We start from the raw sequence: 15,835 nt of genomic DNA on the forward strand, positions 1-15,835 counted from the left end.
GGTAGCCGCTACAATTAGGAAGATACAAGCCCCAAACCAACTGGCAGCCGTTTTGCTGGTATCGGGGTCGCCACTACTAAACTTGTTATACACTTTCACCCCACCGATGAGTCCCACCACAGCCCCTATGGCATAGATGAGCTTGGTAGCTGGGTCAAAATACGAGGTAACCATACGGGTAGCTTCGTTGATACCTCCTACGCCATTGCCCTGAGCAATGGAAAATTGTGTAACTCCTATCATCGTCAGCAGAAGGAGCCGTTTTAGAATTGATTTTCGCTTCATTGATAATCTGTTATTTTAAAATTTGGTGCAAAAGTAAGGGAAGATAAAGAGCAGGGGGCAAGTGTGGTAGCAGGTGGCTGAAAATGGCGGGGGATGGCTTACGATAGTTATAAAAAATGACATTTTGGCAGTTTATATTGTTTTGGCAGTTTTTTTGATATACAAATAAAAAAAGTTTATGGAAAAGAAAAACTATTCTGCTTTGTTTGAAAATTTACAAAACAGAAGTAATCCTGAAAAATTACAAGAAATCACAACAAAATTTTTTTCAGATAACCCTGATGTTAAGTATAATGATGTCTTAAAATATATAACATTAGCAATGAATGGTGTTAGTCCTGAATACACTAATAAAAGTAGAGAAGCGGGTGAAAAAGTGAAATTACATCTGCAAGATATTCTTCTAGATGTTGAATATCAATATCAAGGATCTGTGATGACAAACACTCATATCAAAGGGTATAGTGATATTGATTTGCTTGTAATTTCTGATAAATTTTATACTCTTGATGAACGAAATATCATAGAAAATTTAGAAGTGAATAAGTTTTCCTTATCACAAGAAAAAATTCAAAAATTACAACAAGAACTATTAGGAAAGAAATACCATTCAGCGACTAATGATTTAAAGAATAATAGATTGTTATCTGAGCAAAAACTATCATCTGTTTATGAAATTTGTGACATTACACATCCTAAAGCTATAAAGATAACTAATAAAAGTATGGGCAGGGATGTAGATATTGTAATTGCCAATTGGTATGATGATGCTCAATCTGTTATTAATAATAGGCAAATTGAATATCGAGGGATTCAGATTTATAATAAAAGGAGTAATACAATAGAAAATAGAGATTTCCCTTTTTTAAGTATTCAAAGAATTAATAAAAGAAGTTCAGAAACAAAAGGTCGATTAAAAAAGATGATCCGTTTCTTAAAAAATTTAAAAGCAGATAGTGATGAAAAAATTGAACTTAGTAGTTTTGATATAAATGCTATCTGTTATAATATAGAAAAAAATAAATACTTACATTCAAATAAATATCAGTTAGTCCCTATATTATATGAGCAGTTAAATGAATTAGTCTCTAATTCAAACAAGATAAATAGTTTGAAATCTGTTGATGGACATGAATATATTTTTTCCAGAAACAATATAGATAAAAAAGAATCCTTGAAGATGCTCCTACAAGAAGTAAAAATAATTTATTCTAATCTACAGTCATATTTATAAAATAGAAAATGAGAGGTAAAAGAATTTTTATAGGTTCCTCATCAGAAGAACTAAGATTAGCTGAACAAGCTAAAAAAATTTTAGAAAAAAATACTAATTATCAAGTAACTATATGGAATGAAAATATGTGGGATAAAGCAGTTTTTCGTTTAAATAATAGTTATCTTAATGATTTAATAAGAGCCACATTACATTTCGATTTTGGTATTCTTATTGGAACTAAGGATGATAAAGTTATTTTTAGAGGAAGTGAAGAGATTCAACCTCGAGATAACGTTTTGTTTGAATTAGGGTTATTTATAGGACGATTAGGCTTAAATAATTGTGCCTTTTTAGTAGATGAAGAAATAAAGATTTTATCAGATGTAAAAGGAATTTCTTTAGCACGTTTTAAAGAAAAAGACTCTGATTCTTTTAATAATGCTGTGCTTTCAATAAGAGAATCTTTTGACCGGCAAAATGATTCAGATATTAATTTTTTCCCCTCTTCAACCTTAGCTGCTGTATATTATGAGAATTTTATAAAGCCAACTTGCTCACATATTATTAATAATGGAGGACTGTTAGATAAAAATGGGTATATATATAAGAAATGTACAATTAAAATAATCATACCTAAAAAACTAACTTCTGATGTTAATAGCCAGTTTCAAAGGATTAAAGCAAAAATTGAGACTAAAGAGTTGTCTTTTGAATATTTAGGAAGACCACGAAATATTAATGTTGAAATAATAGCAGAGGATGGAGAGGTAATGATTATTGATTTTCCTACTATTCTATCTGGTATAAATTATGCAATATCAAATTTGCTACCTCAAGACTTTAACTCTATGTCTGTTGATTATGAAGCTATTTTAAGCAGAGAACTTGAACGCTTTGTATATACACTAAAAAAAATAGCTTTGAGAGATGGGTTTGATGATCTTATTAAGATTGTAGATGAAGATAATTAGTTTTCCTCATACAACAGGATGCTAAAGAAAAACTACTCAGCCTAACAACTATTGAGGACTTGCACTAGCTCTAAGTATAATTATGTTTTCCTTTCAAAACAAACTTAACTCTTAAAATCTTACAATAATGAATCTATCTGACTTCATCAATTTTTACAAAGAAAATCTTACAACAAGAGGCCTTATGAAAAAGAAATATAAGGCACATTATATTATACCTATCATATATCTTCTAATACCTATAATTCTTATGGGTATTAAATATAGGTTTGGATTAGATAGTTTTTGTAGTTATATTATTTTTGTAATGATAACTATTTTTGACATATTATTTCTTATTCTTTCTACTAGAAGACTAATCTTTAAAACAATGAAAGAATTGAATAAAAAATTTATTGTAGAAAAAAAATGCTACTCATTAAATCGTCAAGAGATAAAGAAGTATTTCTTTTCTGAGTTAAAAAAATATTTTAATGATAAAGAAATTTCAGAAAACAAGATAAAGGATATAATTGTTATCTTAAACAAGAAATCGGAAAAAGAGAAAGCTCCTTTTATTATAAGCTCTTCTATATTTTCAGCTATAGCACTAGTTATATTTTCATCTGCATGTAATAGATTTTATGAGCTTGTAGGAAATAATCCTTTGGATATAATAGTGTATACAATTTTATTAACCCCGTTTATATGTTATATAGTCACATATCTTATTTATAGCATTAGAGAAATTTATTTCAATCTGTTTACAAATTATCTGTCTATCAATGGACTTATAGATTTGTTAGAGGAATATGAAATTAATAAACCAAGGAGTGAATTGCTTTAATATCCTTTTCACCCCTTTTTAAAGGGAAAGATGCAAGACAAAAGTGACTATAATGTTGTAAATCAGAGATAATTATTTTTCAACCCTTGATTCATATTATAAAAAGATAGTAGAATTTGATATGTAGGAGGCAGGATAGGATATATAAAAATAGTATATTTTATTAGGTACTCCCCCTCACACAAATTCCCTAATATCAAACTCCATTTTACTCTCTACGGTTTTAGGCAACGCCTTCTCCAAGAGCGCACTTACTTTAAGAGTCGCTTGGGGCAAGGCTTTTTCTATGGCTTCTAATAAGCTGGTGCCCTCTACTTTTTGCAGTAACTCTATGTTCTCGGTGGTAACCTCTTCTTTGTCCTCAGAGAGGAAAGTAGCTACCTTTTCCAAGTCCTCAAATGAAAGCCCTGTGGCAAAATCATTATCCTCTGCCTCTGTGCGATAGCTGCGCAAATCCTCTTCTTCATCTTCAAGGTCTATGGTAGGTTCCTCTTCCCATTCTGTCAGAATATCCTGTTGCTCTTTTTCTGTTAAGGGGATAGCTGTAGTAGCTACCTTTGCAGGAGGCACAAACCTACTTTCCCCCATTACCGATGTTGGAGGAGCTGTTTTGGGTATAGGGGTAGCTTTAGGTTGGGGAGCTCTCTTTTTAGAATGTGTTATAGGCATTTTGTCCGATAGCAACAGCAAAATCACCACGATAAGTAGTAAAATGATAATTTTTTCCATTGTTAAAATATAGGCTTGTATTTCTGTTCAAAACTCTGTGTAATTTCTTCTTGGTACTGCTCGAAATGCGCTTTAAGCACATTGTCCAAATAGTTGTACAGACTGATCTTGTCTTCTCCTATCACCTGTACAATGCGGGCTATTCGCTGGTGAAACTCAGGGCGTATATACACCGATTTTCCTTCCCTTGCTGAAGTCTCTCCCTGCTCAAAAAAATAACTTTCATACTCATAGAGTTCTGCCTTTTTCTTTTTGGCAGGAGCTGGTTTCTGGGGTGCTTTTTCTGTCTCTATCGGAGCCATAGCAATGGCAGGGGCAGGTGTGGGTTGCTTGCCTGCCATTAGCTCCATTAGTTCGTTTTCGTCTATAGGTTTTACTGTCTTCATATCTTTAGGTTTTACTGAATAATCTGTACCAACTCATCGATAAAGTCATCCAAATGACAACCGCTCATCAACTTCTCATCAGCAGGCATTAAGGTAGAACGGAATACCAATCGTTGGTTTTCTGTGCCGTCTTTTCGAAAACGCTTACTATCAGATATGTAGGCTTGCATCAGGTTCAAACCTAAATCAGCGATGACTTGCTCGTATATCTTATACAAAGGCGATTTTTCTCTCCCATCTACCTGATTCCAAAATAAATGAACACTCTTAATAGCACTTTCGGTATTCTTAGCGATGATATTGGAAAGTACCTCAGTAAAACTCAAAGTACTTTCAATCACCACTCTATCGGCAGTGATAGGTGAGAAAATGTGATGCATTTGTGCTAGCAGGGTCAATATTCCTGCGGTGTTTACTGTCCCTGGCATATCAAAAAGTATAACCTCTATAGGGAAAGGTGTCTCTGCGATGAGTTGTTGTGCCTTTTCAAGGGCTTCATTGGGCTTACATTGTATTATGGGGTATGCCTTTTTGTTCAGCTCACTAAACTGTCTATGAGCAGCTTTCTTAAAATGCTCGTTGTTCATCACTGTTTTGAGGTCTTGCTCTCGCATTCGGTGTAGACTGTATTGTGGATAATCACAATCCATCACTGCTACATTGTAGCCCATTCGATAATGTAGCAAGCTGGCTACTAAGGTGGTAAAGGTACTTTTTCCTACCCCTCCTTTCTGGGTAGAAAAGCTAATGAATTTTGTCATAGATGTCATATATATGTGTTTAAATATGTTTGTAATTCAATAAGTATATAAGTGCATAGCTATTCAAATACAACTATCTGTATTTAAGTAATTATCACTGTAACTATGCCGTTATATAAGTAATTGGCTAATTATCTAATTGACTAATTACTTGCGTATGTACATACTTCTGTAGCTTTATAGCTTTGTAGCTTTGTAGCTACATAGCTACCTAATTACATTTTTACTTTCGTACATACTTGCTTTGGTATGTGGGTGCAAAGGAACATACAAATATACATATAGCCTTATGTAGGGTTGTAAATGGCTTTGTAAGGAAGTGATTGGCTTTGTGTTATATACAAATCCTTTGCTAAGAAATCACTTGTTTTGCACCCTGAAATCACTTTACCCGCTCGTAGTGTTAATTTCTCTCTTTATGGCTAATTAAAATTCGACCATTAGGGAGAATTTTCTGTTCACCCGAACAGAGCAAGTTGTGTTTTGAGGCACGCATTAGGCGTGTAGGCACCTCAAAACCACTTGCCCTTGCAGGGAGCTTAAAACGCACTCCAAAGTCGTGGTTTTTTACTAACACTGAATTTATATGACCTTACAGAAAACAACTCACAAACGCCCCATAGGTAGGAACAAAAAGATAAATCCTACTTCTTTTAGATATGTTTTTAGATTAAATGAAGAAGAAAACAATCAGTTTCTCTCGCTTTTCGAGCAATCAGGAATGAAAGTCAAAGCGCATTTTATTACCTCTTTGCTTTTTAACCGAGAGATAAAAGTGGTGAAAATTGATAAATCTGCTTTAAATTATTACACCAAACTCACTGAACTCTATGCACAATTTCGTTCGGTAGGGGTCAATTACAATCAGATTGTAAAGATACTCTACCGTAATTTTTCGGAGAAGAAAGCGGCTGCTTACCTCTATAAATTGGAGAAAGAAACTACCCAATTGATTGCTATCTGCAAACAAATATTAGAACTCTCGCAGCAAATGGAGCAAAAACTAAAGTAGTTTTTAAGACGAAAATAGCGAGTTATGATAGCAAAAATACATCGAGGAGGACAGCTGTTAGGGGTACTTTTGTACAATCACAACAAGGTAGCTAAAGGACAAGGTGAGGTGTTATACGCTCAAAAAGTGATACAACCTCTGCAAGGAAGTGTAGGCATTTCGGAAGTATCTCGCTCCTTTGCCCCTTATCTCTATGCCAACATAAGGACAGAAAAACCTATCCTACACATCTCCCTCAATCCCGATCCTAACGATAAGGTAAGCGACGAGACCTTTGTAAAGTTGGCTACTGACTATATGCAGCGAATGGGCTTTGGCGACCAACCTTTTGTGGTTTACAAACATTCGGATATTGAGCGCAAACACATTCACATTGTATCGCTGGGGATAGATGAGTATGGCAAGAAAATCTCTGATACTTTTGAAAAAATACGCTCAATGAAAGTATGCCGAGAGTTGGAAACAAAATACCAACTTATCCCTGCTATCACCAATGATTCAGAGCTAACAGATGATGAGCTCTTGCCTTTGTCTAAATTAGTCCCCTTAGATTACCGACAAAACGACCTTAAAAAGCAACTGATTCATACTGTAAAACAATTGCTAAAACACTATCATTTTGCCTCGTTAGGAACGTTCAACGCCTTGCTCAATCAGTTTAACATAGCGGTAGAAAAGGTAGAAGGCGAACTGCAAGGCGTTCCTAAAAAGGGCTTGGTGTATGTGGTATTGGATGAGAATGGTAACAAAGCAAGCCATCCTTTTAAAGCCTCCAAGCTCGGCAAAACACTGAGCTTACCTTATATCGAAAAACATTTACAAAAGGAACAAGATCACTTAAAAGGACAAAACACCACTTCCTTAAAGGCACATATCACCTTTGCCAAAGAAACAACTCATAGCAAAAGTGAATTTATTCAAGAACTAAAAGCTAAAGGTATTGAGGTTGTCTTTCGTAAAAACAAAGAGGGGAGAACCTATGGGGTAACCTTTATTGATCACAACAGCCGATGTGTATATAACGGCTCTCAGCTGGGGAAGGAGTTTTCTGCCAATGTTTTTCATCAGTGGTTAAAATCGTTAGAAGAGCCTGCTCCTGCTTTAACCTGTGAGGTAAATATGCGGTCTGTAACTCCTTATGCAAGTAAAAATCACAACAATACTAATACTGTTGAAGAGGATACTTTCTCTGACACTTCTTGGACACATTACCAAGAGGATTTTGGTAAGGACTCTGCCTTAAATGCTTTCTTTACTCTTTTTTCTTTGGATGATCAAGGGGTAGATTACGAAGAAGAGGATTTTACCAGAAGAATGAAACGTGCTACTGCCAAACGGCGAAAAATGAAAAACAAATCTTAGGTGTGGCCAAAGAGCTGACATAGCTAAGTATAAAATATTGACAAACACTAAAAACAGAAACAAATATGCAAAACGATGATGATTTAAGAGCATTAGCCAAGATTATGGCTTTTATGCGTGCAGTAAGTATTCTCATAATACTAATGCACCTCTATTGGTATTGTTATGGCTTTTTCCAAGGCGAAAAGTGGATATTAGCCGTAGTAGATAGAATCCTGACCAACTTCCAACGAACAGCAGGACTGTTCTCTCACCCCTTATACACCAAATGCTTTGCCCTCCTGCTCTTAGCCTTGAGCTGTTTGGGCACAACAGGTGTAAAGAACGACAAAATTACTTGGCAAAAGATTTACATCGCTCTGGGAGTAGGAGCGTCTCTTTACTTTGGTAACTTTTGGATTTTGTACTTGCGACTTCCTGCTTCAGTGGTTGCCTTTTTCTATATCCTTACCCTATCTTTGGGCTACATAGCTCTTCTTATGGCAGGTTCGTGGATGAGTCGCTTGTTAAAAGACAACCTTTTAGATGATGTTTTTAACAATGAAAACGAGTCGTTTATGCAGGAAACTCGCCTGATGAAAAACGAGTATTCTGTAAATTTGCCTACTTTGTTCTACTACCGCAAGAAGTGGAACAAAGGCTGGATCAATGTGGTAAATCCCTTTCGGGCAACCATAGTGCTGGGGACTCCTGGTTCTGGTAAGTCTTATGCCATTGTGAACAACTACATCAAACAACAGATTGAAAAGGGTTTTGCAATGTACATCTACGACTTCAAGTTTGACGACCTCTCTACCATTGCCTATAATCACCTACTGAAAAACTTAGACAAGTACAAGGTAAAGCCCAAGTTCTATGTGATAAACTTTGACGATCCTCGTCGTAGTCATCGTTGCAATCCTATCAACCCCAACTTTATGAGCGATATTTCCGATGCCTACGAGTCTGCTTATACCATTATGCTCAACCTTAACCGCTCGTGGATTCAAAAGCAAGGGGATTTCTTTGTGGAGTCGCCTATCATTCTCTTGGCTGCTATTATTTGGTTTTTGAAGATTTACAAAGAGGGTAAGTACTGTACCTTTCCACACGCCATCGAGCTATTGAACAAGCCTTATGCTGATGTCTTTACCATTCTCACCTCGTATCCTGAACTTGAGAATTACCTATCGCCTTTTATGGATGCTTGGCAAGGTGGCGCACAAGACCAGCTACAAGGGCAAATCGCCAGTGCTAAAATTCCGCTCTCTCGAATGATTTCGCCTCAACTCTATTGGGTAATGACAGGCGATGATTTTTCGTTGGATATCAATAACCCCAAAGAACCTAAAATCCTTTGTGTAGGCAACAATCCCGATAGACAGAATATCTATTCGGCAGCTTTGGGTTTGTACAATTCGCGTATTGTAAAGCTCATCAACAAAAAAGGACAACTCAAATCCTCTGTGATTATTGACGAGTTGCCTACCATTTATTTCAGAGGCTTAGACAACCTGATAGCTACTGCTCGAAGTAATAAAGTAGCCGTTTGTTTAGGCTTCCAAGATTACTCACAGCTCACTCGTGATTATGGCGATAAGGAAAGCAAGGTAATACAAAATACAGTGGGGAATATCTTTAGCGGACAAGTAGTAGGGGAAACTGCTAAAACTCTTTCTGAACGTTTTGGGAAGGTTTTGCAGAAAAGGCAATCTACTACGATTAACCGCAATGATACTTCTACCTCTATCTCTACTCAACTGGATAGTTTGATTCCTGCCAGCAAAATATCCAATCTTACTCAAGGGATGTTTGTAGGAGCTGTTTCTGACAATTTTGACGAGCGTATCGAGCAGAAGATATTCCACGCTCAGATAATAGTGGATAATGAGAAAGTAGCTGCTGAGACCAAAGCCTACCAGAAAATACCTCAAATCCTCTCCTTTGAAGACGAAAACGGAGAAGACCAAATGCAACAACAAATCCAAACTAATTACAAGCAGGTAAAAACTGACATCATCCAGCTCATCACCGATGAGCTCACCCGCATTGAAAACGACCCTGAATTAGCACATTTGATAAGGAAAGAAGAGGGAGTATAGGGAGAAAGATTCTTAAAAAATAGTTTAGGATAGTATTTGTTTTCCTATTTCAGTAAAAATTCTCCAGTAACAATGTAATGTTTAATTTTATGTCCTTCTATAGTTCTAAATTTCTCTTCCACTTCAAGTGTAGGTTTACAGACCATTCTTATATTATAAGCCTTATGAGTAGAAGCAATTTTTTTCTTTTCATAAGACCAATTTGACTTATAGGTTTTATCAGCAATAATGCTATCATTTTTAAAGAAATAAGTGGTTGTTTGATACCACTCCTTATAAGGTGCCCGTTCTTTGGTTAAAGTGTATAATACACTATCTATCAACTTGAAATCTGCATACGACCACAATTCTATAGATTGCTTTATCCTGACTAAAGTATCACCTATGATATCCATAAAGCGATTATTGATTGTAAACTTGTTACGATACATTTCTCCATCATCTGAGAACAGTACCAAATTCATCTCTCCATAGTTGTAAAAATAAACAAAGTTTATTTTTACATATGGATTTTTTAGTAATTTTTGTCGTTCCTATTCTTGAAGATATTCAAAATGGTCTTCATAGTACCTTGAAAATACTTTTACGGTATCAGGATCTATTCCGCGAGATATTAGATAATTCATAAATCTAACATTTTTGCGATCTTCTTTTCCTGTTCTGCAACAAACAAAAAGCAGCAGGAGTATAAAACTTATTGTGTAAATAATCTTATTTTTCATTTTCCTCTATTAAATTACTATATATGAAACAATTTTGCGCAACTAATATATTCTCTTCTTAAATTCAAGTATTAAAAGTGACTGATTTTAACCAGCTCTTTCTCCAAGAGCAAATGACCTCACTTACTTAGCTTGCCTCTGTATCTGTTTATGCCGATTTTCCACAAACCATTTCTGATTGACTAAAAAACACCAACTTCTATTTATACCGCTTAATTATTTCTTTAATAGCTTCATTTTCATCTTCTATGAAATATTTTCTTTTCTCTCCTACCTCTTCTCCTAATCTTATATTCATTATATTATAATCGATGTCAGAGAAAATACGAAAGAAAGGAACTATTTCAGGATAGCAACTTTCTTCTATCATCTTATCATAATCAATACTAACTTCAAAAGGATGAGTCCAAAAGACTCTTATACTTTCTTTATTTTTATTATAGTATAGAACTGTATTACATGATAGATAGGCCTTTTCACATTCAGGAGCCATAAATTTATAATGTTTATTATTCTCTAAATATTTGGGGGGAATATAATTAAATATCTTTGAATCATAAAAAGTATCATTCTTCCATTGTCTTTTTTCTTTTAGCTCATAGGATTTTCCTTTTTTCTTTCTATAATGATATAAATAAAGAGAATCTTTTAAAAAATCTATTGTTCTTATGACAGAATCTTTTATATATTCTTCGTCCTCATAAGAAACAATATTTACATCTTCTATACATGAATCGATAAATTGAATTTCTATTCTTGTAAATAGATAATTGTTTTTAGGATCTCTTTTCTGAGAGCAAGAAGAGATTATAAAAAGAAGCAATATGAGAAAAAATTTATCCCTAACTTTTTCCCAAAAGCCTTTTGTACGATAATCATCATACGTCTTTTCTATTTTGCTACTATTTTGCATTATATCCCACTGCCATTTGAAAAAGGAGATTCTTTTATTAGGATTTGTTTTTACAACTCCTTCTACCTCTTTACTGTCATAATCCATAAAATTATCAGTACTTACATCGTCATATAAAGGAAGAGAAGTTGCTTTTTCATCATTATCTTCATCTATAAAAGAATGATCTAATCCTAAAACATGTCCTATTTCATGGATAATTGTTCCATTTTTTAACAAACCTCCCTTATTTATAAAAATAATTTGATCATTATATTTAAAACCCAACAATTCTGCTTTTGTTTCTTCTCTTATTCTATTATTATGATAAATAAGATAAATATGATTACCTTTAAAACTTGATGTAAGAGGATAATAAGTCAATAAAGTTCTAATTTTTTCCTTAAAATAATCCTTAAATATTCTGTCTTTATTTTTTAAATCTGCAAGAAATTCTCTTATAGATGCTTTTTCTTCATATTTAGTCAGATTATACTCTTGATGTTTAACAACTTCTACACGTAAAAGAGCCTGATTAAAAGATTGATATTTGAGGGCGTATTCAAAATCTTTAGAAAGTGAAAAATCTTTATCATCGTTATCTGTAATCATTTTTACTAATACGATTCTAAGTTTAGGAATAACATTTGCTTTATAAATCATTAACATCCCTACTTGCTTTGTTGTACTGCCTTTTTGTGCATATACATTAATAGGAGTATCTTTATTTAAAGCTCCCAAACATTTAATATTTATCTTTTTAGGTAAAACTCTATAAGTTATAGGTTCATTATCTATATAACGAACTACTTTTTGTTTATTTAATGCTTCTGATAAAGAAAAAGAAGAGGGTTCTATCTTTAGGAGGTTTTTGTCTCCATCTATTTCAAAGAATATTTTGGTATCATCAGAAGTCAGATCGTCTATTTCTTGTATTTCAACATTTAAATTGGCTCCATTTTTATTAATAGAAGACCCATATTCAAAAGAACTTGAGTAAGGTAAAAGGGCTAACCAAGGGCTATAATAATCTATATTGTAAATTTTTTTAGATTTATATTGTTTTTTTACTATTTCTTCATCTTTACAAATAGGAAGATTTGCATTATGTATATAAATATACTCATCACGTATCCAATCGAACCCAAACTCTCCTCTATAATCATCAGGTCGTCTAAAATGCACCAAAAATTTGGGAAGACTATTTCCATCTCCCTTTGGTTCTTCATCTTCATCCACAAAACGTGGTTTTCCAAAAGTAATACTCATAATTTTATTATTTTAAAAACTTAAAACCATTGTTGCTCATATATGACTTTATTTTCTTATCCGTGAGTTCGTTGTGCGGTCCTACTACTATTGCTTTGACTTCTTTAACCTTATTGTCATATAGATGCACAAAAATATAGATATAAGTTGTACAATTCTTTATATAACATGCAACATCCATCTCAATAGCAACATAAGTATCCTTCTTGTTTTTTGAGCAATATATAGCAAGAGGAATACAATAGTCTAATGCAAGTTCTTTTTCATCAAACCTCACTTGCTGCTTATTGATGGTTAGAAAATATCCGTTGTCTATACTGTGTTTTGGGATAGTAGGACACTCTGGCTCTGTCCTTCTAACATTCTTCGTATCAATAAGCATATAGATGTCATTATCTAATGCTTTGATGTTTATCACATACCTGCCAAAAGAATCGTTTAGAAGCCCCCAACAATAGGGATTATCAAACAAATCTATTTTAGCATACCTCACATTTTGCTGTGAATACGTTATATTAAAAAATAGAAATAAACAAAGAAATCTCATTTTTTAATTTTTTTATATGAAAAATCTAGAAGATTTTCATTGTTATTAGTATATGGAGAAGGTGTGATTTAAACCTAAACTATGCATTAATTCGTGGGCTATAGTTGTTCTGCTGGCACCACCATAACACATTGAAATATTTTTATCAGACTCACCTAATAGTTCATCTTCATCCACAAAACGTGGTTTTCCAAAAGTAATACTCATAGTTTTATTATTTTTAAAGATTAGTATTTTAATCCATTACGCATATAATGCTTAATTTGTTTATCAGATAAGGGGGATTCTGTATCTATTATTTTATAATTATTTATCTTATTATTATGTAAATACATTAAAATATAATAATATGAATTACAAGAACTGCTATAACACAATATATAGAGACGAATTGCTATGTAAAAATCACTCTTATATTTTTTACACCACATCCAATCTGGCACACAATAATCTATTGCATCAATATTTTTTAGCTCAAGTTCTTGATTATCTATGTGTATAGATAAATTTTCTATTTTTTTACTAATTGAAATTGTACATTCTTGTTCTCTTGCTTTTTCATTCCTTGTGGGAAGTATCATATAAATCCTCTTACCTTGAATTTGAGTGTTAAGATGGTAATAATTAATATTCCCTATTGTGCTTCCCCAGCAACATATATCATATATACTTTTTTTCTGGAAAACAGATTTATCTTGTGCACTTACAACTTGAATGAAATTAAATATTATAATATATAAAATTCTAACATTCATAATTTTATTTTTTATAAGTTTTCTTTTCTTGTTTTTTATAAAAAATAGTATGTGGAAGATTTCCCACTCCTTTATAAACTGATGTTGTTATATATTCAAAGGAAGATTTATCTTTTTTATCATTGAAATTCCATGCAGAAAAACCACCAACTCTATGTTCTATTTTTATAAATAAGTTTTCTTGCCAATAAGTATTATCTTTATGTATCTTTAAAATATCAATACCATGCCATCCTATAGCTCCTTCTGATAAATCATTTCTACGAGGTGGCTCTTCATTTAAATAATAAAAAGCTTTTATTGTATACTCAATAGCTAATTTAGCTAACTTTTTTTGAGTTATTACCAATGAATTTCTACCAAAAGCATTTCGATCATAGTCAAAAATATCTCCTTCTTTAGCTTTATGTTTAGTATCATAGCCTAAAAAAATTTTATATGCATCATTTCCATTAAAATATTTCCATTCAGTTTTTTTGCGACCTCGTATTTCTCTTATAGTATCATCTATACTTTCCCCTCGATGAAAATCCTCTTCATTATTCTGTATATTACGATTCATAATAATATAGGGGATTCGTTTAATTGCTTCTGAATTATATCCTACTTCTGAATAAGCTAACCCTGCAATTCTTAAAAAAGTATCATTTTTAATATCCACTCCTTTTATTGTTAGTTTTTTTAGATCTTTATATTTAAAATATCCTTCAGGAACATTTTCTTTTTTTTCTAAATCAGGAAAAGTATGCTTTCTCTCTTCTTCCCATAATGGATCTATAGGTAAAAGAACTTTAATAAATTCTTTTCCTGTACAAATATAAACATCATTGGGATCTCCAATATAAAAGTATTCTTTTCCTAAAAAAGTTCCATCTGCAGTATAAAAACAGCCATTAACAGGTTGATAATTACTACTAATCCTTCGTTGCTTTTTATTTTGTTCTATTGCTGATTTTGCTGTAGTATTATCACTCCCCTTCTTAACAGCTATTTTTTTAGCAGAAGTAAGAGAGAGATTACCCTCTGTAGCTATTATTTGCACTTCATCAGAGACACACTCATAGCTACCACTAAAATGGCGGTACTCATTCTTTATATTTACTATTAAGTTCTTTGCTCTTTTGATAATTGCCATAACTAAAATACATTTGATTTTTCCATACTATTCATCTCTATGGTTTTCTTACTACTTTCTAAAAGCAAGTTCTCCTTAGTACTTGTTATGGAAACATTCTTGTTTATACTTGTATTTTTCTGTGAACGAGACTTATGTTTCTCTTTTATCACCTCTGTCTTATTGTCAGCATTCTCTACTTTATTCCCTTTGGCTGTTTCTATGATATTATTTTCAGCTGTTATATCAATATCAGTTCCAGCACTAATCTTTACTTTTTTCTTGATATTGATGTTTAGATTATTAGCAGTGATATTAATCGTCTCAGGCGCAGAAATTTCTATATTCTTACCTTGAGTATCCAACTTAATCACATTGCCATTCTTATCAGTAAGCAAGATACTCTCATCTTCGGTAAAGATGAGCTTATGTCCACTTTTGGTGTGAATTGCCTTTACGCGATTATCAGCATTATGATAGCCACTCTTTGCCTCACCGTTATAATGTGCCCCAATTACAAAAGGACGCTCCGCATTACCCCCTTCAAAGTCTACCAATACCTCTTCACCTACTTCTGGGATAAAATAAAAACCTTTGCCGCCTCCTGTATAAGGTTGCACTACACGTATCCAAGGTGTCATTTCATTGCGTTTTGCCTGCCATAAGAATTGCACGCGTATACGTCCCATTCCTAAAGGATCGTTGTTGTCTTTTACAATAGCTGGTTGCTGCTCTGAGTGCGGAAAAGCATTCTCATCAAAATCAGCAGGGGTACGCATCATCGGGATACCCTCAAAGGAATTGTAATACTCCATACCACTGTGATAATGTGATATTTTTACCACCCTATATGTCTCCATTGCACGTGCATTAATGTCAGTAAGACACGCAAAGGTATTCATCCTGA

17 protein-coding genes are annotated in these 15,835 nt (G+C 33.3%); 6 read left to right on the forward strand and 11 right to left on the reverse strand.

What is annotated here, in order from left to right:
• Nucleotides 1–243, reverse strand: a 243-nt coding sequence (locus HMPREF9331_RS04415) for a DUF4134 domain-containing protein (protein WP_428829136.1), incomplete at its 3' end; no start/stop codon positions are given.
• 220 nt (nt 244–463) lie between these two features.
• Here HMPREF9331_RS04415 and cdnE point away from each other — a divergent pair.
• From cdnE to HMPREF9331_RS04430, 3 genes are all read left to right on the forward strand, one after another.
• Entirely contained in the window at nt 464–1,519 is a 1,056-nt protein-coding gene (gene cdnE / locus HMPREF9331_RS04420) for a CBASS system c-di-GMP synthase CdnE (protein WP_016421262.1), read from the forward strand.
• A gap of 8 nt (nt 1,520–1,527) precedes the next feature.
• A complete protein-coding gene (cap12, locus tag HMPREF9331_RS04425) occupies nt 1,528–2,472 on the forward strand; it encodes a CBASS system CD-NTase-associated NAD(+) hydrolase Cap12 (protein ID WP_016421263.1) in 945 nt (314 codons plus the stop codon).
• 370 nt (nt 2,473–2,842) lie between these two features.
• Nucleotides 2,843–3,298: a hypothetical protein gene (locus HMPREF9331_RS04430; RefSeq protein WP_234945894.1), complete on the forward strand. Its 456-nt coding sequence runs from the start codon at nt 2,843–2,845 to the stop codon at nt 3,296–3,298.
• 177 nt (nt 3,299–3,475) lie between these two features.
• Here HMPREF9331_RS04430 and HMPREF9331_RS04435 read toward each other — a convergent pair whose 3' ends face one another.
• Genes HMPREF9331_RS04435 through HMPREF9331_RS04445 form a run of 3 tightly spaced genes read right to left on the reverse strand, consistent with a single transcriptional unit; the run spans nt 3,476 to nt 5,183 of the window.
• Nucleotides 3,476–4,027 carry a hypothetical protein gene (locus HMPREF9331_RS04435; protein ID WP_016421265.1) on the reverse strand — a complete coding sequence of 184 codons (552 nt, stop codon included), beginning with the start codon at nt 4,025–4,027 and terminating at the stop codon, nt 3,476–3,478.
• Between the two features lie 2 nt (nt 4,028–4,029).
• Nucleotides 4,030–4,413, reverse strand: a complete 384-nt coding sequence (locus tag HMPREF9331_RS04440; protein WP_016421266.1) for a DUF3408 domain-containing protein — start codon at nt 4,411–4,413, stop codon at nt 4,030–4,032.
• An 11-nt stretch (nt 4,414–4,424) separates the two neighbouring features.
• Entirely contained in the window at nt 4,425–5,183 is a 759-nt protein-coding gene (locus HMPREF9331_RS04445; RefSeq protein ID WP_016421267.1) for a ParA family protein, read from the reverse strand.
• 577 nt (nt 5,184–5,760) lie between these two features.
• Here HMPREF9331_RS04445 and mobA point away from each other — a divergent pair.
• The 3 genes from mobA to mobC all read left to right on the forward strand — a co-directional run bounded on the left by mobA (nt 5,761) and on the right by mobC (nt 9,629).
• Nucleotides 5,761–6,186 (forward strand): conjugal transfer protein MobA, encoded by a 426-nt coding sequence (mobA, locus tag HMPREF9331_RS04450; protein ID WP_016421268.1) that lies wholly within the window; start codon nt 5,761–5,763, stop codon nt 6,184–6,186.
• 24 nt (nt 6,187–6,210) lie between these two features.
• Nucleotides 6,211–7,548 (forward strand): conjugal transfer protein MobB, encoded by a 1,338-nt coding sequence (mobB, locus tag HMPREF9331_RS04455; RefSeq protein ID WP_016421269.1) that lies wholly within the window; start codon nt 6,211–6,213, stop codon nt 7,546–7,548.
• Between the two features lie 65 nt (nt 7,549–7,613).
• Nucleotides 7,614–9,629, forward strand: a complete 2,016-nt coding sequence (gene mobC, locus HMPREF9331_RS04460; RefSeq protein ID WP_016421270.1) for a conjugal transfer protein MobC — start codon at nt 7,614–7,616, stop codon at nt 9,627–9,629.
• A 44-nt stretch (nt 9,630–9,673) separates the two neighbouring features.
• Here the strand turns inward: mobC and HMPREF9331_RS04465 are convergent, their stop codons facing one another.
• The 7 genes from HMPREF9331_RS04465 to HMPREF9331_RS04490 form a co-directional block, all read right to left on the reverse strand.
• The gene (locus HMPREF9331_RS04465) at nt 9,674–10,024 is read right to left on the reverse strand and encodes a hypothetical protein (protein WP_144267039.1); all 351 of its coding nucleotides are present in this window, start codon (nt 10,022–10,024) and stop codon (nt 9,674–9,676) included.
• A 526-nt stretch (nt 10,025–10,550) separates the two neighbouring features.
• On the reverse strand, nt 10,551–12,512 hold the full coding sequence (locus HMPREF9331_RS12570) for a hypothetical protein (RefSeq protein WP_016421273.1): 1,962 nt from the start codon (nt 12,510–12,512) through the stop codon (nt 10,551–10,553).
• Between the two features lie 7 nt (nt 12,513–12,519).
• A complete protein-coding gene (locus tag HMPREF9331_RS04475) occupies nt 12,520–13,059 on the reverse strand; it encodes a hypothetical protein (RefSeq protein ID WP_016421274.1) in 540 nt (179 codons plus the stop codon).
• A 45-nt stretch (nt 13,060–13,104) separates the two neighbouring features.
• Entirely contained in the window at nt 13,105–13,266 is a 162-nt protein-coding gene (locus tag HMPREF9331_RS12905) for a hypothetical protein (RefSeq protein ID WP_016421275.1), read from the reverse strand.
• Nucleotides 13,267–13,286: 20 nt separating this feature from the next.
• Nucleotides 13,287–13,814 carry a hypothetical protein gene (locus HMPREF9331_RS04480; protein ID WP_016421276.1) on the reverse strand — a complete coding sequence of 176 codons (528 nt, stop codon included), beginning with the start codon at nt 13,812–13,814 and terminating at the stop codon, nt 13,287–13,289.
• Between the two features lie 4 nt (nt 13,815–13,818).
• A complete protein-coding gene (locus tag HMPREF9331_RS04485; protein ID WP_016421277.1) occupies nt 13,819–14,949 on the reverse strand; it encodes a hypothetical protein in 1,131 nt (376 codons plus the stop codon).
• Nucleotides 14,950–14,951: 2 nt separating this feature from the next.
• Nucleotides 14,952–15,788 (reverse strand): phage baseplate assembly protein V, encoded by an 837-nt coding sequence (locus tag HMPREF9331_RS04490; RefSeq protein ID WP_244911735.1) that lies wholly within the window; start codon nt 15,786–15,788, stop codon nt 14,952–14,954.
• Between the last annotated feature and the right edge of the window lie 47 nt (nt 15,789–15,835).

Source organism: Capnocytophaga granulosa ATCC 51502, from assembly GCF_000411115.1.
In the GTDB taxonomy this organism is placed as follows: domain Bacteria; phylum Bacteroidota; class Bacteroidia; order Flavobacteriales; family Flavobacteriaceae; genus Capnocytophaga; species Capnocytophaga granulosa.

Excerpts from the sequence above, each read along its gene's own strand:
- HMPREF9331_RS04445 (WP_016421267.1), bottom strand. The coding sequence starts at position 5,183 with ATGACATCTATGACAAAATTCATTAGCTTTTCTACCCAGAAAGGAGGG.
- HMPREF9331_RS04430 (WP_234945894.1), top strand. The coding sequence starts at position 2,843 with ATGAAAGAATTGAATAAAAAATTTATTGTAGAAAAAAAATGCTACTCA.
- HMPREF9331_RS04475 (WP_016421274.1), bottom strand. The coding sequence starts at position 13,059 with ATGAGATTTCTTTGTTTATTTCTATTTTTTAATATAACGTATTCACAG.
- HMPREF9331_RS12570 (WP_016421273.1), bottom strand. The coding sequence starts at position 12,512 with ATGAGTATTACTTTTGGAAAACCACGTTTTGTGGATGAAGATGAAGAA.
- HMPREF9331_RS04480 (WP_016421276.1), bottom strand. The coding sequence starts at position 13,814 with ATGAATGTTAGAATTTTATATATTATAATATTTAATTTCATTCAAGTT.
- mobB (WP_016421269.1), top strand. The coding sequence starts at position 6,211 with ATGATAGCAAAAATACATCGAGGAGGACAGCTGTTAGGGGTACTTTTG.
- HMPREF9331_RS04440 (WP_016421266.1), bottom strand. The coding sequence starts at position 4,413 with ATGAAGACAGTAAAACCTATAGACGAAAACGAACTAATGGAGCTAATG.
- cdnE (WP_016421262.1), top strand. The coding sequence starts at position 464 with ATGGAAAAGAAAAACTATTCTGCTTTGTTTGAAAATTTACAAAACAGA.
- cap12 (WP_016421263.1), top strand. The coding sequence starts at position 1,528 with ATGAGAGGTAAAAGAATTTTTATAGGTTCCTCATCAGAAGAACTAAGA.
- HMPREF9331_RS04465 (WP_144267039.1), bottom strand. The coding sequence starts at position 10,024 with ATGGATATCATAGGTGATACTTTAGTCAGGATAAAGCAATCTATAGAA.
- mobC (WP_016421270.1), top strand. The coding sequence starts at position 7,614 with ATGCAAAACGATGATGATTTAAGAGCATTAGCCAAGATTATGGCTTTT.
- mobA (WP_016421268.1), top strand. The coding sequence starts at position 5,761 with ATGACCTTACAGAAAACAACTCACAAACGCCCCATAGGTAGGAACAAA.
- HMPREF9331_RS04435 (WP_016421265.1), bottom strand. The coding sequence starts at position 4,027 with ATGGAAAAAATTATCATTTTACTACTTATCGTGGTGATTTTGCTGTTG.
- HMPREF9331_RS12905 (WP_016421275.1), bottom strand. The coding sequence starts at position 13,266 with ATGAGTATTACTTTTGGAAAACCACGTTTTGTGGATGAAGATGAACTA.
- HMPREF9331_RS04485 (WP_016421277.1), bottom strand. The coding sequence starts at position 14,949 with ATGGCAATTATCAAAAGAGCAAAGAACTTAATAGTAAATATAAAGAAT.
- HMPREF9331_RS04490 (WP_244911735.1), bottom strand. The coding sequence starts at position 15,788 with ATGGAGACATATAGGGTGGTAAAAATATCACATTATCACAGTGGTATG.